The sequence below is a fragment of the Aeromonas sp. FDAARGOS 1410 genome, assembly GCF_019048745.1.
Classification (GTDB): domain Bacteria; phylum Pseudomonadota; class Gammaproteobacteria; order Enterobacterales; family Aeromonadaceae; genus Aeromonas; species Aeromonas jandaei.
Map to the genome: position 1 here is coordinate 3927667 of NZ_CP077401.1, position 24452 is coordinate 3952118.

The following is a 24452-nucleotide window of genomic DNA, read 5'->3' on the forward strand; positions in this document are numbered from 1 at the left end:
GGTCGCCAACGAGCGTTGCCAATCTGTAACAGCAAACGGATGATAACGGCGGGCCCTGCGCCCGCCGCTTTCCCTTAATGCAAAGAGGATTTTCTATGGGCACCATCTTCACCCGCTGGATGGCTATCATGCTGGCAGCCCTACTGCTGCAAGGCTGCGGTTTTCACATGCGTGGCACCGGCATTCCGGCCGAGCTGAAGACCATGAAGGTCGTGGGCGACAACAAGAGCGACTTCTACCGGATGGTCACCACCCGCCTCAAGGCATCAGGGGTTACCCTGGCCGACAAGGAGGGGATCCCGGTACTGACCCTGGGTGGTATCGGAGCCAGCAATCAGGTCGCCTCGGTCAACGCACAGGGTGTCGATACCGAGTATGTGATGGGCTTCAGCACCCAGTTCACCGTCTCGGTGCCGGGCAAACCGACTCAGGTTTTCCCCATCAACTTCAACCGCAGCTTCCTCAACAAGCCCGATGCAGCCCTCGCCTCCTCCCGTGAGCAGGAGCAGCTCAACCGCGAGATGCAGGAGCAGGCGGCCAATCAGGTGATCCGGCAGTTGAGTCAGGTCAGCTTCTGATGCGGATCTACCCTGAACAGTTTGGTGACCACCTCAAAGCAGGGCTTCGGCCCTGCTATCTCGTTTTTGGTGACGAGCCCCTGTTGCGACTGGAAGCCATCGACGCCATCCGTCAGGTCGCCCGCAAGCAGGGATTCGATGAACGCCACACCTTCGTGGTGGAACAGGGGCTGGACTGGAATCAGGTCTACGACGCCTGTCAGGCGATGAGCCTTTTTTCTGCCCGCCAAATCATTGAACTGGAACTGCCCGCCAAGGTCGACAAGGATCTCGCTGCCCGTATCAGCGACATTGGCAAGCAGCTCCACCCAGATCTGCTGCTGGTACTGAGCGGCGGTCGTCTCAACCAGACCCAGATGAAGGCAGCCTGGTTCGACAAGCTCTACCAGATCGGCACCTATGTGCCGGTCAACCACCCGGAGCCCAAGTTCTTTCCACGCTGGATGAGCGCCCGCTTCCAGCGTTTTGGCCTCAAGGCGCTGCCCGATGCCATCAACTTTATGTGCCACTCCTACGAGGGCAACCTGCTGGCCGCGAGCCAGGAGATCGAGAAGCTGACCCTGCTCTCGCCGCCCCAGCCCATCAGCGTCACCTATCTGCAGGAGACCATCATCCGCCACGCCCACTTCACCCCGTTCCAGCTGGTCGATACCCTGCTGGAAGGGAAAGTGAACCGGGCCCAGCGCATTCTGGCCGCTCTGCGGGCCGAAGGCACCGAGCCGGGGATGCTGGCATGGACCCTCTGTCGCGAGCTGGAGCAGCTGACCGAACTGTCGCTGGCGATGCGCAACGGCCAGCCACTGGGGGAACACTTCAGCCGCCTGCGCATCTGGCAAAGCCGCCAGCAGCTCATTCAACAGGCGCTGACCCGACTGCCGTTTGCCAAGCTGCAGCAGCTGTGGCAGCTGATGGCACAACTGGATGACGCCCAGCGCCGCTTTGATACCGAGCAGGCCTGGCTGATGCTGCAGACCATAGCCCTCGGCTTTCGTGACGGCACGCCCCTGCCGCTGGCGATGGAGAGTGCGCCATGCTAAAGGCGCCTATTGGCCTGCTGGGGGGCACGTTCGACCCTATCCATATCGGCCATCTGCGCCCCGCCATCGAGGCGCGCGATGCCATTGGTCTTGCGGAAGTGCGGCTGATCCCGAACCATATACCGCCCCACCGCGCCAACCCGCACTGCTCCAGCGAGCAGCGTCTGGCCATGGTCAGGCTGGCGGCGGCAGAGAACCGCCACTTCGTGGTGGATGAGCGGGAACTTTGGCGTGACAAGCCCTCCTACACCATCGATACCCTGATCGAGCTACGTCAGGAGCTGCCCGATACGCCGCTCTGCTTTTTGATGGGGATGGACTCGCTGCTTGGCCTGCCCGGCTGGCACCGCTGGCGGGAGCTGCTCGACTACGCCCATCTGGTGGTGAGCACCCGCCCCGGCTGGCAACCCGATTATCCGGCCGAACTGGCTGAACTGCTGGCCCGTCATCAGGTCAAAGAGGTAGCCGCACTGCACCGGCAACGGGCAGGCCATATCTGGTTGGCCAGCAACCAACCCATTGAATTGTCTGCTACCCGGCTGCGCGAGCTGCTGGCGGCGGGAGAAGATCCCCGCTACCTCTTGCCCGAGCCGGTTGCGCACTATATTGATCAACAGGGGCTCTACCGCGCCATCTGCCGGTAAGACTTCCCAGCTGTCCCGTTCCGGTATGAAACGGGAGTGACCATGATATAATCCGCCGCCCTCACGCTGTCAGGCGCCGGAATACAGGAGAGACTCATTGCAAGGCCAAGAACTTCACGCCTTTATCATCGACAAGATTGATGACATGAAAGGCCGCGATATCATCACCCTCGATGTACGCGGCAAATCCAGCATCACTGACACCATGATCGTCTGCTCCGGCAACTCCAACCGTCACGTCTGCGCCATCGCCAACCATCTGGCCAGTGAAGCCCGTCATGCCGGGCTCGACCTGCTGAGCGTGGAAGGCGAGCTGAGCGGAGAGTGGGTACTGGTAGATATGGGATCGGTGATCGTGCATGTGATGCAGGATGAACATCGTGACTTCTACCAGCTGGAAAAACTGTGGGGCGGTGCCGCTCAAGTGAACACGCAATAACGAGAGCAGCAAAGTACCGACATGAAGATTCAGTTGATCGCGGTGGGCACAAAGATGCCCGCCTGGGTAGAGCATGGCTTTGAAGAGTATCGCCGCCGCTTCCCGAAAGACATGCCGTTCGAGCTGGTGGAGATTGGCGCCGGCAAACGGGGCAAAAATGCCGATATTCCCCGCATTCTGCAAAAAGAGGGGGAAGCCATGCTGGCTGCCGCTGGCCGCTCGCGCATCGTCACCCTCGATATTCCGGGCAAGCCATGGACCACGGAGCAGCTGGCTACCCAGCTGGAGGCGTGGAAGCTCGATGGCCGCGATGTCGCCCTGCTGGTAGGCGGGCCGGAAGGCTTGTCACCGGAGTGCAAGGCAGCCGCCGAGCAGAGCTGGTCGCTCTCGCCGCTGACCCTGCCCCACCCGCTGGTGCGGGTACTGGTCGCAGAGAGCCTCTACCGAGCCTGGAGCATTACCACCAATCACCCGTATCACAGGGAGTGAGCCAGGATGTGGCTCACCCTCCCCGACACACATGCGAATCACAGAGAGTGAACAATGCCGCTCCTGCTGTTATTGCCCCAATGGTTCTGAGGTAAAGGCATGCTGAAACAACGCATCGAGATGCGCGATCACAGTGCCGAGGGCAATCTGTTCTTCCGGCGCACTCTGGTAGCCTACATCGGCATCGTCGTGCTGATGCTGGTGCTGCTGGGCAATCTCTATTACCTGCAGGTCGAGTCCTACGACACCTACCAGACCCGCTCCAACTCCAACCGCATCCGGGTGGTGCCGGTGGCGCCGCCGCGCGGCCTCATCTATGACACCAACGGCGTGCTGCTGGCGGAAAACCGCCCCGTCTACAGTCTGGAGATTGTCCCCGAAGAGACGCCGGATCTGGCCAAAACCGCCGATGAGCTGGTCGCCCTGCTGGGTCTGCCGGAGGGGACAAAAGAGAAGTTTCTGGCCGAAGTGAAGCGCCAGCGCCGCTTCAAACCGGTCGCCCTCTACGAGAAGCTGACCGAGTATCAGGTGGCGCTCTTTTCGGTCAACCAGCACAACTACCCGGGTGCCAGCATCGAGGCTTACCTCAAGCGCTACTACCCGTTTGGCGACACCCTCACCCATGCGCTGGGCTATGTGGCCAAGATCAACACCCGCGACGTGGAGCGCCTCGACAAGGAAGACAAACTCGCCAACTACGCAGCCACCAAGGATATCGGCAAGCAGGGGGTGGAGAAGTATTACGAGGATGAGCTGCACGGCGTGGCGGGCTATCAGGAGGTCGAGGTCAACAACCGCGGCCGGATTGTCCGCACCCTCAAGTTCCAGCCACCGGTTCCGGGCAAGGATATCTACCTCAACATCGATGTGCGGCTGCAGCTCAAGGCCCAGCAGTTGCTGGCCGGCCAGCGTGGTGCCATCGTGATGATGGATCCCAAGACCGGCGCCATTCTGGCCATGGAGTCGAGCCCGAGCTACGACCCCAACCTGTTCGTGACCGGTATCTCGGGCCCCAACTACTCGGCGCTGCTCAACGATCCGGCGCGGCCGCTGGTCAACCGCACCACCCAGGGCATCTATGCTCCCGCCTCCACCGTCAAACCCATGATGTCCATCATGGGCCTCAACGAAGGGGCCATTACCCCGGGCTATCGCTACTTCGGTGGCCCCAGCTTCTCCATTCCCGGTACCACCAAGAAGTTCCGCGACTGGCGCCGCTGGGGTCATGGCTGGCTCGATGTCTATCGCGCCATCGAGGTATCGGCCGACACCTACTTCTACGATCTCGCCTACCGGGTCGGCATCGACAAGATCCACAGCTACATGACCAAGTTCGGCTTCGGTCAGTACACCGGGGTTGACCTCTATGAGGAGAGCAAGGGGGTCATGCCGTCCCGCGACTGGAAGATGGCTCGCTGGCGCCAGCCCTGGTATCAGGGTGACACCATCTCCATCGGTATCGGTCAGGGCTACTGGAGCGCCACCCCGCTGCAGCTGGCCAAGGCGATCAGCATCCTGACCCAGAACGGTCACGACGTCACCCCGCACCTGCTCAAGAGTACCGCCTCGCAGGCGGGCGTGGTCGATGCCCCGGTCAACCCCAACATCGCCCTCAAGCTCAAGAACGACAGCTTCTGGAAAGTGGCGCAAGAGGGGATGTGGCGCGTCAACCATGGCAGCGAAGGCAGTGGTCGCCTGTCGTTTGCCAAGGCCCCCTACTCCTCGGGCGGCAAGTCGGGCACCGCTCAGGTGGTCGGTCTGAAAGAGAACCAGGTCTACAACATCAAAACCGTCAAGGCGGAGCATCGCGACAATGCGCTATTCGTCGCTTACGCCCCCTTTGAAGCCCCCAAGGCGGTCGTTGCGCTGGTGCTGGAGAACTCCATTGGTGGTGGTGGTGGCCGTGCCGCATCCCCCATCGCACGCCAGATGATGGATGCCTTCCTGCTGCCGCCCGAACCACAACTGCCACCGGCACCGGAAAAGCCGTCCAAACCGAGTGAGGTTGCTACCAATGAGTAATTCAGCCCGCCAGCAGAGTATCTGGTACAAGCTGCACATCGACCTGCCCCTGCTGCTGGGGTTGCTGGCCGTCATTGCCCTCTCCATGGTGGTGCTCTACTCCGCCTCCGGCCAGGATATGGACTCCATCGTGCGCCAGCTGGTGCGCGGCGGACTCGCCTTCGCCCTGATGATCGGCATGGCCCAGCTGCCGCCCTCCCTCTACGCCCGCTGGTCGGTGCCGCTGTTTGTCGGGGTAGTGCTGCTGCTCATCGCGGTGGACGTGTTCGGCCATATTGGCAAGGGGGCCCAGCGCTGGCTCGACTTGGGCTTTATGAAGTTCCAGCCCTCCGAGGTGATGAAGCTCTCCATGCCGATCATGGTGGCCGCCTGGCTCAGCCGTCACTCGCTGCCCCCCAAACTCAGCCACGTGGTGATTGCCCTCATCATGGTGCTGCTGCCGACCCTGCTAATTGCCGCCCAGCCCGACCTTGGCACCTCCATTCTGGTGGCGGCCTCCGGCTTCTTCGTCATCTTCCTGGCGGGGCTCAGCTGGTGGCTGATCGGACTGGCGGTGCTGCTGATTGCAGCCTTTATGCCGGTGCTCTGGTTCTTCCTGATGCACGACTATCAGCGCCAGCGGGTCATGATGCTGATCGACCCGGAGAAAGACCCGCTCGGCCGCGGCTACCACATCATCCAGTCCAAGATTGCCATCGGCTCCGGCGGCGTCTTTGGCAAGGGGTGGCTGCAGGGCACCCAGTCCCAGCTGGAGTTTCTGCCCGAGCGCCACACCGACTTCATCTTCGCGGTATTCAGCGAGGAGTTTGGTCTGGTGGGTGTAGCGCTGCTGCTGGTGCTCTATCTCTACGTCATCAGCCGCTGCCTGTTTATCTCGATGCAGGCCCAGAACAGCTTTGAACGGCTGCTGGGTGGCGCCATCACACTCACCTTCTTCGTCTATGTGTTCGTCAACATGGGCATGGTAAGCGGCATCCTGCCGGTGGTAGGGGTGCCCTTGCCGCTGGTGAGCTATGGCGGCACCTCCATGGTGACCCTGATGGCCGGTTTTGGCATACTGATGTCCATCCAGACTCATAGAAGACTGCTTGCCTGATGCGTCTGGCTGGTTTTTTGCTCTCGCTCGTTTCCCTTACGGCAGAGGCGGCCGTCGAACCTGCCGGGCTCGCTCGACTTGCCGAACAGCAGCAAGTGCCGTTAGCCGAGTTGCAGGCGGCAGTGGCCAGCGCCCGGCTAAGGCAGGAGGTGCTCGACACCATCAGCCGGCCGTGGGAGGCCAAGCCCTGGCACCGCTACCGGCCGCTGTTCGTCACCCCGGATCGCATCCGGGATGGCCTGCAGTTCTGGCAGCAGCATGCCGCCACGCTGGCGCGAGCCGAGCAGACCTATCGGGTACCGGCCTCGCTTATCGTCGCCATCATCGGTATCGAGACCTTCTACGGTCGCCAGATGGGCCGTCATCCGGTGCTGGACAGCCTCTACACCCTGGGGTTTCACTACCCCGAGCGCAGCGATTTCTTTGCCAAGGAGTTTGCCCAGCTGGTGTTGCTGGCTAAAGAGGAGGGGTGGCAACTCGATACCCTCAAGGGCTCCTATGCCGGGGCCATGGGGATGGGGCAGTTCATGCCCTCCAGCTATCGCCACTACGCCGTCGATTTTGACGGCGATGGCAAACGGGATCTCTTCGCCAATCCGGCCGATGCCATCGGTAGCGTGGCCAACTACTTCGCCAGCCACCAGTGGCGCTGGGGCGAAGCGGTGGTCGAGCCGGCCCAGATCGGGCTGATGGCGGTTGATCCCCTGCTCAGGCGAGAGCCCGAGCTGACACAACAGTGGTCAGAACTGGCGGCGGCAGGGATTGAGCTCGCCACGCCGCTGGCCCCGCAGACGCCGGTCAAGTTACTGGCATTTGATCAAGCCGATGGACCGGAATACTGGGTCGCACGGCATAACTTTTATGTGATCACCCGCTACAATCGCAGCCCGCTCTACGCGATGGCGGTGTATCAACTTAGCCAAGCCATTCAGGAAGCGTATGCATCTTCGTCACAAACTCCTCCCGCTCAGCCTGAGCTTGTTGCTGGCCGCCTGCAGTAGCAGCCAGCCGGAACAGTCCGCCCCGGTCGATCTGCCGCCCGCCAGCAAACCGCCCGTTATCGAGATCCCGCAAGCCACCGGCGCCATCCCGCGTCCCGAGCCCCTGAGCACCAGCGGCAACCGCGACTACTGGCGCGGCCAGGAGAAATTCGAGGTGTGGCGCGATATCAAGCACTACAGCGAAGAGGGCACAGCCAGCTGGCTCTCTCCCTCCCTCGATGGCCAGAAGACCGCCAATGGCGACGTGCAGGACAGCAAGCTGTTCAGCGCCGCCCACCGCAACCTGCCGCTGCCAAGCTACGTGCGGGTCACCAATCTGGACAACGGGCTGGAGACCATAGTGCGGGTCAACGATCGCGGCCCGTTTGACAGCAGCCGCCTCATCGACCTCTCCCCCGCCGCCGCCAAACAGCTCGAGATGATCGAGGGGGGCGAGGCGCGGGTGCGGCTCGAACTCATCAACGACACCCCGGATCAGATGGTGATCATGGAGCCGATGAAGCCCATCGAGATGACGCCAACCGCCCCGGCTGCCGCCGCTGCACCTCAGGCGATGTCACAGGATGGCTTCATCGGTCAACCGACCGAGCTTGCCATGGCTGCGCCGGCCGCAGAAGCGGCGCCCGTCAAGGCCCCCGCCGCCAAACCAGCCAAAGTGGCACCGGCCAAACCGGCTCCGGCCAAGGCGGCAGCCCCTGCCAGCAGCGGTGACGGCAAGATGATCCAGGTACTGGCCAGCGGCTCCCAGCAGCGGGCCGAGGCGATGGGCAAGGTGATGACCCAGCGTTATGGCCTCCCCTACCGGATCGATAGCCATGGCGCCATTTTCCGGGTTCTGATTGGCCCTGTTGCGGCCGACCAGCAAGCCGCAACATTGGAAAAAGTGCGTCAGGGTGGCCTCGAACAGGCCTTTATCGTTCCCTGATCGTTACCCTTTTGCTGCGGGTGTGACTAACCGCTTACTTACCGCCATCACGTCGTTTTATGGCGTGCTGGCGTCAAGTGATGGATAAAAAACCAGTTCTGATCGCCATGTCGGGCTATAACCTGCGGGCGCATCTGGTATAGTTAGGCCCGCATTTTATCCCCATCTGGATCGCAGGAATTTCAAGATGTCCAAATTTGCCCGTTCAGTTCTTCTGGCCTCACTGATCAGCGCCACCGCTCAGGCCAATACCCCGATGCCGGCTCCTACTCCGAACAGCAACCCGGTTGTTGTTCCCGCCGCACCCGAGATCTCCGCCAAGGCCCATATTCTGATCGACTACTACTCCGGCCAGGTGCTGGCCGAGCAGAACGCCGAAGAGCGCCTGCCGCCCGCCAGTCTGACCAAGATGATGACCTCCTACATCATCGGCCAGGAGCTGCTGAAGGGGAACATCAAGCGTACCGACATGGTGACCATCAGCCAGAACGCCTGGTCCAAGAACTACTCCGACTCCTCCAAGATGTTTATCGAGGTGGGCAAGCAGGTCTCCGTCGATGACCTGAACAAGGGCATCATCATCCAGTCCGGCAACGACGCCTGCGTCGCCATGGCCGAATTCCTGGCCGGCAGCACCGACTCCTTCGCCAGCCTGATGAACAGCTGGGCCGCCAAGCTCGGCATGAAAGACAGCCACTTCATGAACCCGCACGGTCTGGATGCGGAAGGTCACTACAGTACCGCTCACGACATGGCCCGTCTGGGTCAGGCGCTGATCCGCGACCTGCCGGAGGAGTACAAGATTTACTCCCAGAAGTCTTTCGTCTTCAACGGCATCACCCAGCACAACCGCAACCGTCTGCTGTGGGACCAATCCCTGCAAGTTGACGGCATCAAGACCGGCCACGTCAGCCAGGTCGGCTACAACCTGGTCTCCTCCGCCACCAACAACGAAGGCATGCGTCTGATCGCCGTGGTGCTGGGTGCCAACAGCGAAGCCTCTCGCGCCGCCGAGAGCAAGAAGCTGCTCACCTACGGCTTCCGTTTCTTCCAGAGCCTGACCCCCTACAAGGCGGGCACCGTACTGGTCACCCAGAAGATCTGGATGGGCGACAAGCCGGAAGTGAAACTGGGTGTCGACAAGGATATCTCCGTGCTGGTCACCCGCGGTCAGGGCAACAACCTCAAAGCGGACTTCCAGCTTGAGAGCGAACTGAAAGCGCCGCTGGCCAAGGGTCAGCGCGTCGGTACCGTGTTCCTGAAACAGGGTGACAAAGAGATCAAGCAGGTTCCGCTGGTTGCCCTGGAAGATGTACAAGAGGGTGGCCTGATGAGCCGTCTGTGGGACTACCTGGTGATGCTGGTTTCCAGCTGGTTCAAGTAATCGGGACGCACAATCCTCACCATACAGCGGCGCCAACAGGCGCCGCTGCTGTTTCTGGTGGCTCCAGCCAGTGAATAACCCTGTAAACTGCAGGTTCCGCCCCATGCCGATTTGTGGTAAAAAGCACCACCCCCACTCATGTCTGACGATCCGGGCCTTGATCCCGGCACGGGCCATGCCCATATAGACTTGAGATGGCGGCCCTCGCGGGCCATCGGCCAAGCGCCAAACAAGAGTGCGTCATCCCGTGACGACGCCATGAAGACACCCAAAGGTGAGTAAATGAATACCAAGTTTGACGAACTGCTGGAGTTTCCCTGCAAATTCCCGTTCAAGGTACTCGGCATTGCCGACCCGGCGCTGCCGGACATGGTGGTTGAAGTGCTGCAGCAGCACGCCCCCGGCACCTACAGCCCGACCGTCCAGCCCAGCTCCAAGGGCAACTACCACTCGGTTCGCGTGACCGTGACTGCCCAGAGCAAGGAGCACATCGAAGCGATGTACACCGCCCTTGGCAAGATCGAGCTGGTGAAGTACGTACTGTAATGTCTCTCTCGCCCCGTTCTGCGGGGCGACTGTTTTTGGCCATTGAGCCGCCGTGAGGAAGCCATGTCATCCGGGATCCCCGCCCAGAACACGCTTATCGTCAGACATCTGGGTCGCCGCCCCTACCAGCCGGTATGGGACGCCATGAAAGCCTTCACCGACAACCGCACCGGCGACACCCCGGACGAGTTCTGGGTGGTCGAACACGACCCCGTCTACACCCAGGGTCAGGCCGGCAAGGCCGAACACCTGCTCAACCCGGGCAATATCCCGGTGGTGCAGAGCGATCGCGGTGGTCAGGTGACCTATCACGGCCCGGGCCAGCTGGTGCTCTACGTGCTGGTGGATGTGCGCCGCTGCAAGTTTTCGGTGCGCGAGCTGGTGACTGCGCTGGAGACGGCCATCATCAACACCCTGGCGAAAAGCGATATCGCGGCCTACGCCAAGGCTGATGCTCCCGGGGTCTATGTGAAAAACGACCTCGGCATGGAGGCCAAACTGGCCTCGCTGGGTCTACGCATCCGCAAGGGGTGCTCGTTCCACGGGCTGGCCCTCAACGTCAACATGGACATGACCCCCTTCCTGCACATCAATCCGTGCGGCTATGCGGGCATGGCCATGACCCAGACCAGCGCCCTGGGCGGCCCGCAAAGCGTGGCCGAGGCGCAATCCATTCTGGTGGCCGAGCTGGCCCGCCTGATTGGCTATCAAACAATAACAAACACCGAGAGTGAATCATGAGCAAACCCGTTCGTATGGAGCCGGGCGTCAAGCTGCGCGATGGCGACAAGATGGCCCTGATCCCGGTGAAATTCATGCCGGATCCCAACGAGGAACTTCTTCGCAAGCCGGACTGGATGCGGATCAAGCTGCCTCCCTCCAGCCAGAAGATCGAGCACATCAAGAGCACCCTGCGCAAGAACAAGCTGCACTCGGTATGTGAAGAGGCCTCCTGCCCCAATCTGGCGGAGTGCTTCAACCATGGCACCGCCACCTTCATGATCATGGGCGCCATCTGTACCCGTCGCTGCCCCTTCTGCGACGTGGCCCACGGCCGTCCGCTCCCCCTCGATCCGGAAGAGCCGAAGAAGCTGGCGCTGACCATCAAGGAGATGAACCTCAAGTACGTGGTGATCACCTCGGTGGACCGCGACGATCTGCGCGACGGCGGTGCCCAGCACTTCGCCGACTGCATCCGCGAGATCCGCGAGCACAGCCCGCAGACCCGCATCGAGATCCTGACCCCGGACTTCCGCGGCCGGATGGAGCAGGCCCTTGAGGTGTTCCGCGAGACCCCGCCGGATGTGTTCAACCACAACCTGGAAACTGCCCCGCGTATGTATCGCGTTGCCCGCCCGGGTGCCGACTACAAGTGGTCGCTGGAGCTGCTGCGCCGTATCAAGGAGATGCACCCCCACGTACCGACCAAATCCGGTCTGATGATGGGCCTTGGCGAGACCAACGAAGAGATCGTCGAGGTGCTTAAAGATCTGCGCGCCCACGGCGTCAACATGCTGACTCTGGGCCAGTATCTGCAGCCGAGCCGCCACCACCTGCCGGTGAAGCGCTACGTGCCGCCCGCAGAGTTCGACGAGCTGAAAGATGTCGCCATGGAGCTGGGCTTTACCCATGCTGCCTGCGGCCCCTTCGTGCGCTCCTCCTACCACGCGGATCTGCAAGCCAAGGGCGAAGAGGTCAAATAACCTCGCAGCAAAGAGGGGTCAAAAAAACCTCCTCTCGCCAGCAGCAACAAAAAGAGCGCCCCGAGGCGCTCTTTTTTATGGCTCAGCTCTTTTTATGGTTCATCTCTGGGCTGGCTGATGCTGCACTATCAAGACCGCCGACGCCCCTCCCCCGCATTCATCTGTTTATGCTGATTACGGCGGCAGATCGGACGCCTCTGCTGGCCAGCATGGCCGGCAAGCAGGACGCATCGGCAAGGCAAATTGTCTCACCAGTGCAACAGATAGAAAATTCCAACCGATTTATTTGCAACAATCTGAATCGTGAAGCCGCCCGCTATACGAGCAGGCGAGGCTCGATGCCCCCCCCGATATAGACGACAAAGAGAGGCGTAGCGCCCCCCCTTGTCACCCCTGATGGTCACTCCTCCTCGAAGCGCCCCTGCTGATGCCAGCGCTGCAACTGGGCCAGCACCCGGGTCTCCCGCGCCGTCCACTGGGGGCATGGCCCCGCCAGCTGGGTCTTGTTGGTCTGCAGCGCCTCATCGATCGCAAACCAGCCCGGCACAAAGCCAAGCCGGATCTCGTAGGGTTGCGGCTGCGGCGCCACCAGCTGCTCGCCAATCCGGCACAGATAGTAGAGCGAGCGAATGCAGTAGGCATCGAACCCCAACTCGCGGGCGGCGCGATACTCGCGGGTCTCGCCAAGCAGGGCGCCAACGTCCAGCAGCTCGGCGCCACACTCCTCCAGCAGCTCGCGGGCCAGCGCCACATGGTGGCTCTCCCCCGCCTCGATGCCGCCACCGGGGAACATCAGATCGCCGTTGACCCGGGAGTGAACCAGCAGCAGCTCGTCGCCGCGCAGCACCACGGCGCGCACCGTGAGGCGCTCCAGGGTGCGGCCATCGGTGGTTATCTCGCCATGCACAAACGAGAGGTCGAAGGGCTCGGGCCAGGCGCTGGCCCCGGATGGGTTGCTCATCATCTCCTCAGGGTCGGTAGCTGCCGCCTTGCAGTTGCCGGACGATCTCGGCCGCCTGGGCATCGAGGGCATCCTGACGGGGTTTGCTCAGGCTGTAGTAGAGGCCAAAACGCTTGGCGGAGACCTCGTGGTTGTTCGGGAAGGCTTCGCTCACCTTGCCCCACAGATAGGCCTGCTCATACTGCTTCTGGCCCATGTAGAGGGTGCTGAGGGAGGTGAGCAGACGGCTGTTGACCTGCTCCCCCTCGCGATAGAGGGAGAGGCCGTGGTGCAGGATGGCGATAGCCTTGTCCGGCTCGCTCTTGGCATAGATACCGGCCAGTACCAGCTGCAGGTCGGGCTCTTCCAGCCCCTTGCTCCCCTCCTGCGCCAGAAACTGCTGGCGAGCCCGCTCGTCACTGTTGTTGGTCCAGTGCCAGAGCAGCAGGTAGGGATCCTGCGAGTTGCGGGTCGCCGCATCGAGCCGGGCCAGCTGATCGCCGGCGGCCAGCATCCCCTCCACCCGCGGGCTCTTCTGCTCGCGGGCCCGCTTGTACTCGATGTTGGTGGAGTGCTCGGCGCACTTGATGTAACGCTCCAGACTACGCATCAGCTCGTAGCTGCGGCGATCGCTCTGCTCCTCTTGCAGATAGAAGCGGCTACGGATGACATCGGTGCGCTCGTAGCGGCACCAGCCGTCGTCCACCAGATCCTGACAGAGCTCGGGGTGATTGCTGCAGATGGTGTGGAGCCGATCGTTATCGCAACCGGCGACGGCAAGGCCGGCCGAGAGGATAAAGAGCGGTTGTCGCAGGGCTGTGGGGATCATGGCTCACATCTGGTTGATAACAGTGACTGGCAACAACTGGAGCCTTATGTGGCCACCTTCGGCTAGCAAACCGGTTACATATCCATTACAATGCGCGCGCCGTATAAGGCCGCGATTGCAGAATACTATAACGAAATCGACACCCCTACACTGATCTGCATTCGACGAATTTTCTATTTGCACCAACAACGTGAAATAAAGGATCTGGTCAATGACCCACGAGCACTATCTGCAAACGTGGCAGGAGAGCCAGGAGCTCGCCGAAGCCATGCAGCCCTTGATTGGTCGCCTCTACCGACAACAAGGGGTCGAGATCACCCTCTACGGCCGCCCGCTGCAAAACGCCTCCACCATCGATATCCTCAAGGCCCACCGGGTCGTCCGCCGCCACCAGGGCGCCCCCCTCCCCATCCAGCAAAGCTTCCCCCTGCTTCAGGCCATCGTAGCCCTCAAACCCACCGCCGCCGAGGTAGACCTTGGCAAGCTGGCGGTCGGTTACTGGCAGGATCATCAGGATGAAGCGGGGATCGAGGACTATCTGCAAGCGCGACTGGCACCGGCCCTTGGCCGCAGCCAGATGCCGCAGCCGACCGACGTGGTGCTCTACGGCTTTGGCCGCATCGGCCGCCTGCTGGCCCGATTGCTGATCGAGCGCACCGGCGCCGCCAATCCGCTACGGCTGCGCGCCATCGTGGTACGTGGCGGTCGCGACGGGGATCTGGAGAAACGTGCCAGCCTGCTGCGCCGCGACTCGGTGCATGGCCCCTTCAACGGCTCCATCGAAGTGGATGTTGAGCGCAGCGCCATCATAGCCAACGGCACCTTCATTCAGGTGATCTACGCCAACAGCCCGGCCGACATCGACTACACCGCCTACGGCATTCACGATGCGCTGATCGTCGACAACACCGGGGTCTGGCGTGACGAGGCGGGCCTCTCCGAGCATCTCAAGGCGCGCGGTGCCGGCAAGGTGCTGCTGACCGCTCCCGGCAAGGGGGAGATGAAGAACGTGGTGTTCGGCGTCAACCATGAGGTGATAGCGCCGGATGACAGGATCATCTCCGCCGCCTCCTGCACCACCAACGCCATCACTCCGGTGCTCAAGGTAATGCAGGAGCGGTACGGCATCCGCCATGGCCACGTGGAGACGGTTCACTCCTACACCAACGATCAGAACCTCATCGACAACTATCACAAGGGCGAGCGCCGCGGTCGCAGCGCCGCCCTCAATATGGTGATGACCAGCACCGGCGCCGCCAAGGCCGTGGCCAAGGCGCTGCCCGAGCTCAAGGGCAAGCTCACCGGCAACGCCATCCGGGTGCCGACCCCCAACGTCTCGCTGGCCATCATCAATCTGTCGCTGGAGCAGGCCACCGATCGGGAGAGCCTCAACGCCTATCTGCAACAGATGGCGCTAAGCTCGGCCCTGCATCGCCAGATCGACTTCAGCGCCAGCACCGAGCTGGTCTCCTCCGACATGGTGGGCTCCCGTTATGCGGGCATCGTCGACTCCCAGGCGACCATCGCCGAGGGGGATCACTGCGTGCTCTACGTATGGTATGACAACGAGTTCGGGTACAGTTGTCAGGTAGTGCGGGTGATGGAGCAGATGGCTGGCGTAGTCCGCCAGGATCTGCCTGCATAGCCCGCCAGGATCTGCCGGGCTGACCCCGAAGTTTATGGCTCAATAGTTCAAGGAGAAGGCCGGATGTCGTTTCAACAGGGTGAGTTTTTGCAAGCAATCAGGCAGATGCCCGCAGAGGTGTACGAGCGGCTCAAGACCGCAGTCGAGCTGGGCAAGTGGCCCGATGGCAAGCCCCTTACCGACGAGCAGAAGGCCACGTCGCTACAGGCTGTGATGGCCTGGCAGGCGATGCACCTCGACAACCCGGAGCACATGAACATCGGCCGCGACGGCGAGATCGTGATGAAGAGCAAGAGCGAGCTCAAGCGTCAGTATCGCGACGAGGAAGAGATAATGCGGGTCGACCTCAACCACTGAGCCTGATCCGGCAGGCCGCTCGCGGCGGCCACAACAGAGAGGGGAGCCATGATGGCTCCCCTCTTTTTTCCTATCGATGCCGGATGACTTATCCCCCTCATCCCCAGCCCTTCTCCCGCCAGGGGAGAAGGGGGCAGGCTCGCACCTGCGCACAGTGAACGGGCCACCAGCCGGCGATTTTCATGGCAAGCCTCGTGGCCAACAGCACCTCGATCTATCCCCTCTCCCGCCGGGAGAGGGTTAGGGTGAGGGGCGCAACGCTCAGGGGGTCAGCTCCCCACGCAGCGACTGTTGCATCAACTCGCGAATCCGGTGGGATGGCAAGTCCTGACTCAGCAGGAAGTGGAGCTTGGTGAGCGCCGCTTCGGCGGTCATATCAAAGCCCGAGATGACCCCGGCCCGCGACAGCGCATTGCCGGTGGCATAGCCCCCCATATTGACCTTGCCGTGCAGGCACTGGCTCAGGTTGACGATGATAACGCCGCGGGCCGATGCCTCGGAGAGCAGCGCCAGCATGGCCGGGTTCTGCGGCGCATTGCCGACCCCGAACGAGAGCAGGATCAGCGCCTTCACCGGCTGTTGCAGGATGTTGGCGATCACCTCGCTGGAGATACCCGGATAGAGGGTCACCACGCCGATGGGCTGGGGGGTGATGTCGTGCAGCACCAGCGGCCGCTCGGAGGGCACGCCCAACTCGCCCGCTTCCAGCGAGATGGCGATCCCGGCGTTGAGCAGCGGCGGATAGTTGGGCGAATCGAAGGCGTGGAAGCCATCGGCGTGCACCTTCTTGCTGCGGTTGCCGCGATAGAGCTGGTTGTTGAAGAACAGCGTCACCTCGTGGATCGGGTAGTTGGCCGCAATATAGAGAGCGTTGAGCAGGTTCTGCTGGCCGTCGGAGCGCAGCTCGGCCAGCGGGATCTGGGAGCCGGTGATGATGACCGGCTTGTGCAGATCCTCCAGCATGAAGGAGAGCGCCGAGGCGGTGAACGACATGGTGTCGGTGCCGTGCAAAATGACGAAACCGTCGTACTTGTCGTAGTTGTCGCGAATATCCTCGGCGATGCGCTGCCAATCCGCCGGGGTCATGTCGGAGGAGTCGATGAGAGGGGCATATTCGTGGATATGGTAATCCGGCATCTCGGGACGATGGAACTCGGGCATCCGCGCCAGACAGTCTTCCATAAAGCCCGCCATCGGTACATAACCGTGGTCGGAACGCTGCATCCCTATGGTGCCGCCTGTGTAGGCGATGTAGATGGACTTCTTCACACCCTCTCCTCTCTGTGGGCCGAAAACCAGCGAATGATAAACCATGCGGGGCGAACCAACTGCTCGGATCCCGTCCGTTTCCGCCGCGGGCTGGAAACCGGCGAATTATAGAGACTGACGCCTCAAATGACAGCCGTTCTCTGCGCCTTTTCGGCGTTTAGTTGCCATACCTCAATGGTGTTAAATTTCACAATAAGACACTAAAACGAGCATTAATACGACAAAGATGGAATTAAACGATGCTTTTTGCTACAATCCGCCGGATTTTACTAAAATCTCATCTGGATGCCTGAGCATTTCAGGCCCGCACAAGCCCCATATTTGCTGGGGCGGGGAGATGTTTCCCCTTCTTTGCTGGCACATAAGCCACACTGTTTTTATCCCGGCTGAATCTGTGAGTCTTCACCCCGAAGGCACAGCCAATCAACATGGGAGTACTGAATGTTACAACTTGATTCCTACGCCACCCTGGTCGCTGCCACTCTGGTCCTGCTGCTTGGCCGCATGCTGGTCACCCGTGTCGGACTGCTGCGCACCTTCAACATCCCCAAACCGGTCGCAGGCGGTCTGGTCGTTGCCCTGATCCTGCTGCTGCTGCGCTCTACCATGCAGCTGGAGCTGCAATTTGATACCAGCCTGCAAACCCCGCTGATGCTGGCATTTTTCGCCTCCATCGGTCTCTCTGCCGATCTCGCCAGCCTGAAACGCGGCGGCAAGGCGGTGGTCACCTTCCTGATGGTGGTCACCGGCCTGCTGCTGGTGCAGAACAGTCTGGGCGTCACGCTGGCCACCATGCTGGGCCTTGATCCCCACATGGGGCTGCTGGCCGGCTCCATCACCCTCTCCGGCGGTCACGGTACCGGCGCGGCCTGGAGTGCCACCTTCTCCGAGAAGTACGGGGTGCAATCCGCCGCCGAACTGGCCATCGCCTGCGCCACCTTTGGTCTGGTACTGGGTGGCCTGATCGGTGGCCCGGTAGCCCGCTATCTGGTCAAAAAAGTGGAGGTGCCCGGTGAGGAGCACAACCGCGACGACGCGCCGCAAGGCTTCGAGATGCCCGATATGGAGCGCCCGCTGACCACCTTCAGCCTGATCGAGACCCTGGCCCTCATCGCCATCAGCCTGAAAGGGGGCGAGCTGCTCTCCGCCTACCTCAAGGGGAGTGCACTGGAGCTGCCCATCTTCGTCTGCGTGCTGTTTGTCGGTGTGCTGCTGCGCAACCTGCTCACCCTCTTCAACTGGCATGAGGTAAGCGATCGCGAAGTATCGCTGCTGGGCAACGTCAGCCTGTCGCTGTTCCTGGCGATGGCACTGATGAGCCTGAAACTGTGGGATCTGGCCAGCCTGGCACTGCCCATCTTCATCCTGCTGGCCGCCCAGACCGTGGCGATGGCGCTCTACGCCATCTTCGTCACCTTCCGGGTCATGGGCAAAAATTACGATGCAGCCGTGCTGGCGGCGGGTCACTGCGGCTTTGGCCTGGGTGCCACCCCGACCGCGATTGCCAACATGCAGGCCATCACCCAGCGCTTCGGCCCCTCCCACCTGGCGTTTCTGGTGGTGCCCATGGTGGGCGCCTTCTTTATCGACATCATCAACGCCATGGTGATCAAGCTGTTTATGGCGATGCCATTCCTCTAATACCCCTTCCTGTCAGACGTATAAGAACAGAGCCCACCTTTGGTGGGCTCTGCCATTTCTGCACGCGGGCAACCTCGGCTCGTCACTCTTTCTGCACCTCATTCATTCGGTCATTCCTGCGAGATAGATAAATAAAAAGCCCCGCACTCGGCAGAGTGCGGGGCTTTCTCGGGCGGCCGTGCTCGCCGCGCTTCAGAACTTACAGGATAAAGGTCGAGACCTGCTTGTTGAGGTCAGTCGCCCGCCCCTTGAGGCTCTCGGCCTGATCCAGATCGCGCATCGCGGCGGCGGTGATCTCGTCACTCACATCCTTGATGGCGGTGGTGTTTTGGGTGATCTCGCCGGTGACCTGAGTCTGCTCCTCGGCAGCGGTGGCGATCTGGCCAGCCATGTCGGAGATGAGCGATACGGCCTGGGTGATCTCCTCCAGCGCAGCGGCGGCGGCATCGGCATCCTGTACGCTGTTGTCCGCCAGCCCCTGACTGGTCTGCATCAGGCTCACCGCGCGGGCAGTGGTCTGCTGCAGGGTCTCGATGGTGGCGTGGATCTCCTGGGTGGAGTCCTGGGTACGCTTGGAGAGCACCCGCACCTCATCGGCCACCACGGCAAAGCCGCGGCCCTGCTCACCGGCGCGAGCGGCTTCAATGGCGGCGTTCAGTGCCAGCAGGTTGGTCTGCTCGGCAATCCCCTGAATGGTGGAGAGAATGCCGGAGATGGCCTGAGCATGACGGCTCAGCTCGCCGATAACTTCGGTGGCCTGCCCCACCTCTTGCGCCAGATTGTTGATGGAGGCGCGGGTCTTGTGCACCAGCTTCTTGCCCTGCTCGCTGCTCATGGTCGATTGCTGGGCGGCAGCGGCGGTGTTTTCGGCGTTACCGGCGATCTCCATGGTGGCGCTCGCCATCTCGGTGACCGCAGTGGCGACCATGGTCACCTCCTGCTGCTGACGCTGCAGCTCGTCCACGGCGGCCTGGTTGGTCACCAGACTGCGCTCGGCATCGGCGTTCAGCTCGTTGGCCAGCTGGCGGATATTGGCGATCAGCTGGTGCTGGCTGCCGACGAAGCGGTTGAAGCTGTTGGCCAGCTGACCCACTTCATCGTTGGCGTCGATCTTGATGCGCTGGGTCAGATCGCCGTTACCATCGGCGATGCGAGCCAGAGCCTGGGATACCTTGCTGAGCGGGCCAAGCAGCATGCTGACCAGCCAGGAGATGGCGAGGATGCTGCCCACCAGCACCAGCAGCGCCAGACCGAGCTGGGTCATCAGCAGGGAGGAGAGCGGCGCCTCAAGGGTATCCTTGTCCAGCACCAGAACCAGCTCCCAGTCGGTATCGGGGATGTCGGTCGCCCAAAGCAGCTTGTCACGCCCTTCGTTTTCGAAGTAGGCAGGCACCAGCCCCTGGCTCGCCTTGCTCTGTTCGATCAGGGCATTGGTCAGATCGTTGTCGATCTCGGTGGCCGGCTTCATCGCCTTGGCTGCATCCTTGTAGGCGATGACGGTACCATCCTTGTGCATCATGATGGCAAAGCCGTCAGCTGGCAGTTTCATCTTGGTGACGTCTTCCACCAGCGAGGCGATGGAGAGGTCGCCCCCCACTACGCCACCCTGAGCCGGCTGGGCCAGGGTCACTACCATGATGTTGTAGGCCACATCCAGATAGGGTTTGGTCACGATGAGACCCCCCTTGGCCACAGCTTCCTGATACCAGCCACGGGAGCGCGGGTCATAGCCACTGCGGTTGATGGAGGGATCGGAGTCATTCATCTTGCCGCTGCTCTCGCCAAAATAGGTTAGCTGGAAGCGGCCGGAAACCTGGGCCTGTTGCAGGGCGTTGAGGGGCTCGGCTCCCGCCTTGCTGCCCAGTGCCTGAATGACGTCGCGGCGGGCTGCGAGCCAGTCGCTGACGCTGGTGGCCTGCTGGTTGCCAAGACGCTGAACCTGCTCCTGGCTGCCCTGCAGCAACAGGTTTTTCTGGCTGCTATAGCTCTGCCAGGAGAGCATCAGGATCACCAACGAAAGGGCAATCACCACCGACAACAGTATCTTCTGCTTGAGTGATAGGTTTTTCATCATCTGTTCTTCTTATTTGAGGTTAGGAAGCAGTTATCTCGTATGTACACCGAACGCTAGTAGTCATTAGCGACCCCCTGCTCCAAAACTGAACAGGAAAATGGATCGACGGGCGATATTTTCTCCCGATGCGCGGAAAACTGCATCAGAAATTGCTCACCTGGCGCGCGTAAACTCAGGCAACCCTGTTTATTCCTTCCACAATTGGCTAGAATGACCCGTTTTCAAATCACATCGATCCTGAGAGTTTTCACGATGTTCGAAGTTAATCCCGTTTTAAATAAACTTAAGGAGCTGTCTGAGCGGACCGAGCTTCTTAGGGGGTACCTTTGACTATGACGCCAAGAAAGAGCGTCTGGAAGAGGTCAATGCCGAGCTGGAACAGCCGGATGTATGGAATGAACCCGAGCGCGCACAGGCGCTGGGCAAAGAGCGCGTAGCGCTGGAAAACGTAGTCGGTACCATAGACACCCTGACCCAGGGCGTCGATGACGTCGAGATGCTGGTCAGCCTGGCCGTGGAAGGGGAAGACGAAGAGACCTTCAACGAAGCCATCGCCGAATCCGAACAGCTGGAAGCCAAGCTGGTGGACCTCGAGTTCCGCCGCATGTTCTCCGGCCAGCACGACGGCTCCGACTGCTATATCGATATTCAATCCGGCTCCGGTGGTACCGAAGCGCAGGATTGGGCCAACATGGTGCTGCGCATGTATCTGCGCTGGGGCGATGCCCACGGTTACAAGCCCGAGCTGATTGAATGCTCCGAGGGCGACGTGGCCGGCATCAAGTCCGCCACCATCAAGTTCACCGGCGAATATGCCTTCGGCTGGCTGCGTACTGAAACCGGCGTGCACCGTCTGGTACGCAAGTCCCCGTTCGACTCGGGCGGTCGCCGCCACACCTCTTTCTGTTCTGTGTTCGTCTACCCGGAAATCGACGACGATATCGAAATCGATATCAACCCCGCCGACCTGCGTATCGACGTCTACCGCGCCTCCGGTGCCGGTGGTCAGCACGTTAACCGTACCGAATCTGCGGTGCGTATTACCCACGTTCCGACCGGTGTCGTGGTACAGTGCCAGAACGACCGATCCCAGCACAAAAACAAAGACCAGTGTATGAAGCAGCTGAAAGCCAAGCTCTACGAGCTGGAAATTCAGAAGCAGAATGCCGAAAAACAAGCCCTGGAAGAAACCAAGTCCGATATCGGATGGGGCAGCCAGATCCGTTCCTATGTGCTGGATGACTCCCGTATCAAGGATCTGCGCACCGGCGTCGAAACCCGTAATACCCAATCGGTGCTCGACGGTGACTTGGACAAGTTTATCGAAGCCAGCCTGAAATCAGGTCTGTAAACAAGCAGGAATCACCATGTCTGAACAAACCATCACTCCGGAAGTCGATCAAACACTCGAACTCAACAACGAGATGACTGAGCGTCGTTCCAAGCTGGCCGCCCTGCGCGCCCAGGGCAATCCTTTCCCCAACGACTTCCGTCGTGACAGCCTCTCCGGCGATCTGCAGGCAGAGTTTGGCGACAAGAGCGCCGAGGAGCTGACGAGCCTGGGTAAACGGGTGAAGATTGCCGGTCGCATCATGACCCGCCGGATCATGGGCAAGGCTTCTTTCGCCACCCTGCAGGACATGGCCGGCAAGATCCAGGTCTACGTCACTCGCGACGACCTGCCGGAAGGTTTCTACAACGAGCAGTTCAAGAAGTGGGATCTGGGCGACATCGTGGGTGTCGAAGGTACTCTGTTCAAGACCCAGACCGGTGAACTCTCCATCCATGTCTCCGACATCCGTCTGCTGACCAAGGCACTGCGTCCGCTGCCCGAGAAGCACAAGGGTCTGACCGACCAGGAAGCTCGCTGCCGCCAGCGTTACCTGGACCTGATCGCCAACGAAGAGTCCCGCAAGACCTTCGTAACCCGTACCAAAGTGGTTGCCGGTATCCGCAAGTTCCTGAACGACAAGCGTTTCATGGAAGTGGAAACCCCGATGATGCAAGTCATCCCGGGTGGCGCGTCTGCCCGTCCGTTCATCACTCACCACAATGCGCTGGACATCGACATGTACCTGCGTATCGCACCGGAACTCTATCTGAAGCGTCTGGTGGTTGGTGGTTTCGAACGTGTCTACGAGATCAACCGCAACTTCCGTAACGAAGGCATCTCCGTTCGCCATAACCCCGAGTTCACCATGCTCGAGTTCTATATGGCCTACGCCGACTACATCGACCTGATGGACCTGACTGAAGAGATGCTGCGCACTCTGGCACAGGACATTCTGGGTGACACCAAGATCCGTTACGCCAAAGAGGGCGAAGAGGGTCTGACCATCGATTTCGGTCAGCCGTTCCAGCGCCTCTCCATGGTTGACTCCATCCTGAAGTACAACCCGGACGTCACCCGTGACGATCTGGCCACTCTGGAGAAGGCGACTGCCGTCGCCAAGCGCCTGAAGATCGAGCTGATGAAGAGCTGGGAACTGGGCCACGTGATCACCGCGATCTTCGAAGAGACCGTTGAACACATGCTGCTGCAACCGACCTTCATCACCGAGTACCCGGCTGCTGTTTCTCCGCTGGCCCGTCGCAACGACGTGAACCCGGACGTAACCGACCGCTTCGAATTCTTCATCGGTGGCCGCGAGCTGGCCAACGGCTTCTCCGAGCTGAACGATGCAGAAGATCAGGCCGAGCGCTTCCAGGCTCAGGTTGACCAGAAAGCCGCAGGCGATGACGAAGCCATGTTCTACGACGCCGACTTCGTTACCGCGCTGGAGCACGGTCTGCCGCCGACTGCCGGTCAGGGTATCGGTATCGACCGTCTGGTGATGCTGTTCACCAACAGCCACACCATCCGCGACGTCATCCTGTTCCCGGCTCTGCGTCCGCAGAAGTAAGGTTCATGCCGCCGGGATCCATCCCGAGCGCGATAGCTTGAAAACGCCCCGCAACAGCGGGGCGTTTTTTTATGGTGGGCACAAACCGGTGACGAACCTTCAATACGCCGCCAGCTTGCCACTTATGAGGCCTGAGGCTGTAACCACTCCCCCTGCCACAGGGTAATGGCCTGACCGGCCATCAGCACCCGATTCTCCTGCTGTTCTAGCCGCAGCTCGCCACCCCGGGCCGAAATCTGGCGGGCCCGCAGCTGCTGTTTGCCAAGCCGCTCGGCCCAGAAGGGCACCAAGGCGCAGTGGTTGGAGCCGGTCACCGGATCCTCCTCCACCCCGACCCAGGGAGCGAAATAGCGGGAGATAAAGTCATGGTTCGGGTCACTTGAGGGCGCAGTAACCATCAGGCCGCGACCAGGCAGCGCCCGCAGGGCGTGAAAATCCGGGGTGAGCGCTCGGACTTCTTCCTCGCTGGCCAGCTCCAGCAAAAACTTGGCACCAGCCGCCAGAGTTTGCAGTGGCTGGCAACCAACAGCCGTCGCATAGGCCGGAGCCAGCGTCTGCGGGGAAAGGGATATTCGCGGAAAATCGAGCCAGATCCACTCCCCTTCGCGGCGGGCCAGCAGTTCGCCGCTGCGGGTTTCGAAGCAAATTGCCTCATCCGAGGCTACCTCTCCCGCCTGCCACAGCACGTGAGCTGCAGCCAGAGTGCCATGACCACAGAGCTCCACCTCCACCTTGGGGGTGAACCAGCGCAACTGATAGCGAGCCCGCCCAATAGGCACCAGAAAGGCGGTCTCCGACAAGTTGAACTCGGCCGCCATGGCCAATAGGTGGGCATCTGGCTGATTCGGCCTCAGCACCACCACCGCAGGGTTACCGCCAAAGGGGTGCTGACTGAAGGCATTGACATGAAACAATCTGATGGTCGACATT

At 61.1% G+C, this 24452-nt stretch carries 23 protein-coding genes; 18 read left to right on the forward strand and 5 right to left on the reverse strand.

The window, feature by feature from the left end; all coding sequences use genetic code 11:
• Nucleotides 1–95 precede the first annotated feature (95 nt).
• The 13 genes from lptE (at nt 96) to lipA (ending at nt 11864) form a co-directional block, all read left to right on the forward strand.
• Complete coding sequence (lptE, locus tag I6L40_RS18265; protein ID WP_043850182.1) at nt 96–578, forward strand: LPS assembly lipoprotein LptE; 483 nt, start codon at nt 96–98, stop codon at nt 576–578.
• Entirely contained in the window at nt 578–1615 is a 1038-nt protein-coding gene (gene holA, locus I6L40_RS18270; RefSeq protein ID WP_071913003.1) for a DNA polymerase III subunit delta, read from the forward strand. Before lptE ends, holA begins: the two co-directional genes overlap by 1 nt.
• The gene (gene nadD, locus I6L40_RS18275) at nt 1609–2259 is read left to right on the forward strand and encodes a nicotinate-nucleotide adenylyltransferase (RefSeq protein ID WP_041209960.1); all 651 of its coding nucleotides are present in this window, start codon (nt 1609–1611) and stop codon (nt 2257–2259) included. The genes holA and nadD overlap by 7 nt, the downstream gene beginning before the upstream one ends.
• Nucleotides 2260–2356: 97 nt before the next feature.
• Nucleotides 2357–2698: a ribosome silencing factor gene (gene rsfS, locus I6L40_RS18280; protein ID WP_033112713.1), complete on the forward strand. Its 342-nt coding sequence runs from the start codon at nt 2357–2359 to the stop codon at nt 2696–2698.
• A gap of 21 nt (nt 2699–2719) precedes the next feature.
• The gene (gene rlmH, locus I6L40_RS18285; RefSeq protein WP_005335166.1) at nt 2720–3187 is read left to right on the forward strand and encodes a 23S rRNA (pseudouridine(1915)-N(3))-methyltransferase RlmH; all 468 of its coding nucleotides are present in this window, start codon (nt 2720–2722) and stop codon (nt 3185–3187) included.
• 99 nt (nt 3188–3286) lie between these two features.
• The gene (gene mrdA / locus I6L40_RS18290) at nt 3287–5209 is read left to right on the forward strand and encodes a penicillin-binding protein 2 (RefSeq protein ID WP_041209959.1); all 1923 of its coding nucleotides are present in this window, start codon (nt 3287–3289) and stop codon (nt 5207–5209) included.
• Nucleotides 5202–6305 (forward strand): rod shape-determining protein RodA, encoded by a 1104-nt coding sequence (rodA, locus tag I6L40_RS18295; protein ID WP_041209958.1) that lies wholly within the window; start codon nt 5202–5204, stop codon nt 6303–6305. Before mrdA ends, rodA begins: the two co-directional genes overlap by 8 nt.
• On the forward strand, nt 6305–7306 hold the full coding sequence (mltB, locus tag I6L40_RS18300; protein ID WP_216994681.1) for a lytic murein transglycosylase B: 1002 nt from the start codon (nt 6305–6307) through the stop codon (nt 7304–7306). Before rodA ends, mltB begins: the two co-directional genes overlap by 1 nt.
• On the forward strand, nt 7245–8231 hold the full coding sequence (locus tag I6L40_RS18305; RefSeq protein ID WP_071912999.1) for a septal ring lytic transglycosylase RlpA family protein: 987 nt from the start codon (nt 7245–7247) through the stop codon (nt 8229–8231). Before mltB ends, I6L40_RS18305 begins: the two co-directional genes overlap by 62 nt.
• 187 nt (nt 8232–8418) lie before the next feature.
• Complete coding sequence (locus I6L40_RS18310) at nt 8419–9615, forward strand: D-alanyl-D-alanine carboxypeptidase family protein (RefSeq protein WP_033112718.1); 1197 nt, start codon at nt 8419–8421, stop codon at nt 9613–9615.
• A gap of 282 nt (nt 9616–9897) precedes the next feature.
• On the forward strand, nt 9898–10161 hold the full coding sequence (gene ybeD / locus I6L40_RS18315) for a DUF493 family protein YbeD (RefSeq protein ID WP_005348100.1): 264 nt from the start codon (nt 9898–9900) through the stop codon (nt 10159–10161).
• A 63-nt stretch (nt 10162–10224) separates the two neighbouring features.
• On the forward strand, nt 10225–10902 hold the full coding sequence (gene lipB / locus I6L40_RS18320; protein WP_033112719.1) for a lipoyl(octanoyl) transferase LipB: 678 nt from the start codon (nt 10225–10227) through the stop codon (nt 10900–10902).
• Nucleotides 10899–11864, forward strand: a complete 966-nt coding sequence (gene lipA / locus I6L40_RS18325; protein WP_041209955.1) for a lipoyl synthase — start codon at nt 10899–10901, stop codon at nt 11862–11864. Before lipB ends, lipA begins: the two co-directional genes overlap by 4 nt.
• Nucleotides 11865–12264: 400 nt before the next feature.
• On the opposite strand, the gene I6L40_RS18330 is transcribed toward lipA, so the two are convergent.
• Together I6L40_RS18330 and I6L40_RS18335 are read right to left on the reverse strand one after the other, a co-directional pair.
• Nucleotides 12265–12825: an NUDIX domain-containing protein gene (locus I6L40_RS18330; protein WP_143241776.1), complete on the reverse strand. Its 561-nt coding sequence runs from the start codon at nt 12823–12825 to the stop codon at nt 12265–12267.
• A gap of 7 nt (nt 12826–12832) precedes the next feature.
• On the reverse strand, nt 12833–13633 hold the full coding sequence (locus I6L40_RS18335) for a DUF2989 domain-containing protein (RefSeq protein WP_071912993.1): 801 nt from the start codon (nt 13631–13633) through the stop codon (nt 12833–12835).
• A gap of 211 nt (nt 13634–13844) precedes the next feature.
• On the opposite strand from I6L40_RS18335, the gene I6L40_RS18340 reads away from it, so the two are divergent.
• Nucleotides 13845–15278, forward strand: a complete 1434-nt coding sequence (locus tag I6L40_RS18340) for a glyceraldehyde-3-phosphate dehydrogenase (RefSeq protein ID WP_104014041.1) — start codon at nt 13845–13847, stop codon at nt 15276–15278.
• 63 nt (nt 15279–15341) lie between these two features.
• Nucleotides 15342–15635, forward strand: coding sequence for a YeaC family protein (locus I6L40_RS18345; protein WP_043120956.1), 294 nt, complete (start codon nt 15342–15344; stop codon nt 15633–15635).
• 261 nt (nt 15636–15896) lie between these two features.
• Here the strand turns inward: I6L40_RS18345 and ansA are convergent, their stop codons facing one another.
• A complete protein-coding gene (ansA, locus tag I6L40_RS18350; RefSeq protein WP_005354141.1) occupies nt 15897–16904 on the reverse strand; it encodes an asparaginase in 1008 nt (335 codons plus the stop codon).
• A 441-nt stretch (nt 16905–17345) separates the two neighbouring features.
• Here ansA and gltS point away from each other — a divergent pair, with 441 nt between their 5' ends.
• Entirely contained in the window at nt 17346–18545 is a 1200-nt protein-coding gene (gltS, locus tag I6L40_RS18355) for a sodium/glutamate symporter (protein WP_042029850.1), read from the forward strand.
• Nucleotides 18546–18744: 199 nt separating this feature from the next.
• Here gltS and I6L40_RS18360 read toward each other — a convergent pair whose 3' ends face one another.
• Entirely contained in the window at nt 18745–20616 is a 1872-nt protein-coding gene (locus I6L40_RS18360; RefSeq protein WP_216994682.1) for a methyl-accepting chemotaxis protein, read from the reverse strand.
• A gap of 255 nt (nt 20617–20871) precedes the next feature.
• On the opposite strand from I6L40_RS18360, the gene prfB reads away from it, so the two are divergent.
• Together prfB and lysS are read left to right on the forward strand one after the other, a co-directional pair.
• Nucleotides 20872–21970 (forward strand): peptide chain release factor 2 gene (gene prfB, locus I6L40_RS18365; RefSeq protein WP_104014039.1). Its coding sequence is split into 2 segments (ribosomal slippage): nt 20872–20946 and nt 20948–21970, totalling 1098 coding nucleotides; the frame shifts between segments, so codons are not numbered across the junction.
• Between the two features lie 73 nt (nt 21971–22043).
• On the forward strand, nt 22044–23522 hold the full coding sequence (gene lysS, locus I6L40_RS18370) for a lysine--tRNA ligase (protein WP_225628457.1): 1479 nt from the start codon (nt 22044–22046) through the stop codon (nt 23520–23522).
• Nucleotides 23523–23644: 122 nt separating this feature from the next.
• Here lysS and I6L40_RS18375 read toward each other — a convergent pair whose 3' ends face one another.
• The gene (locus tag I6L40_RS18375) at nt 23645–24451 is read right to left on the reverse strand and encodes a PhzF family phenazine biosynthesis protein (protein ID WP_216994683.1); all 807 of its coding nucleotides are present in this window, start codon (nt 24449–24451) and stop codon (nt 23645–23647) included.
• Nucleotide 24452: the final 1 nt, after the last annotated feature.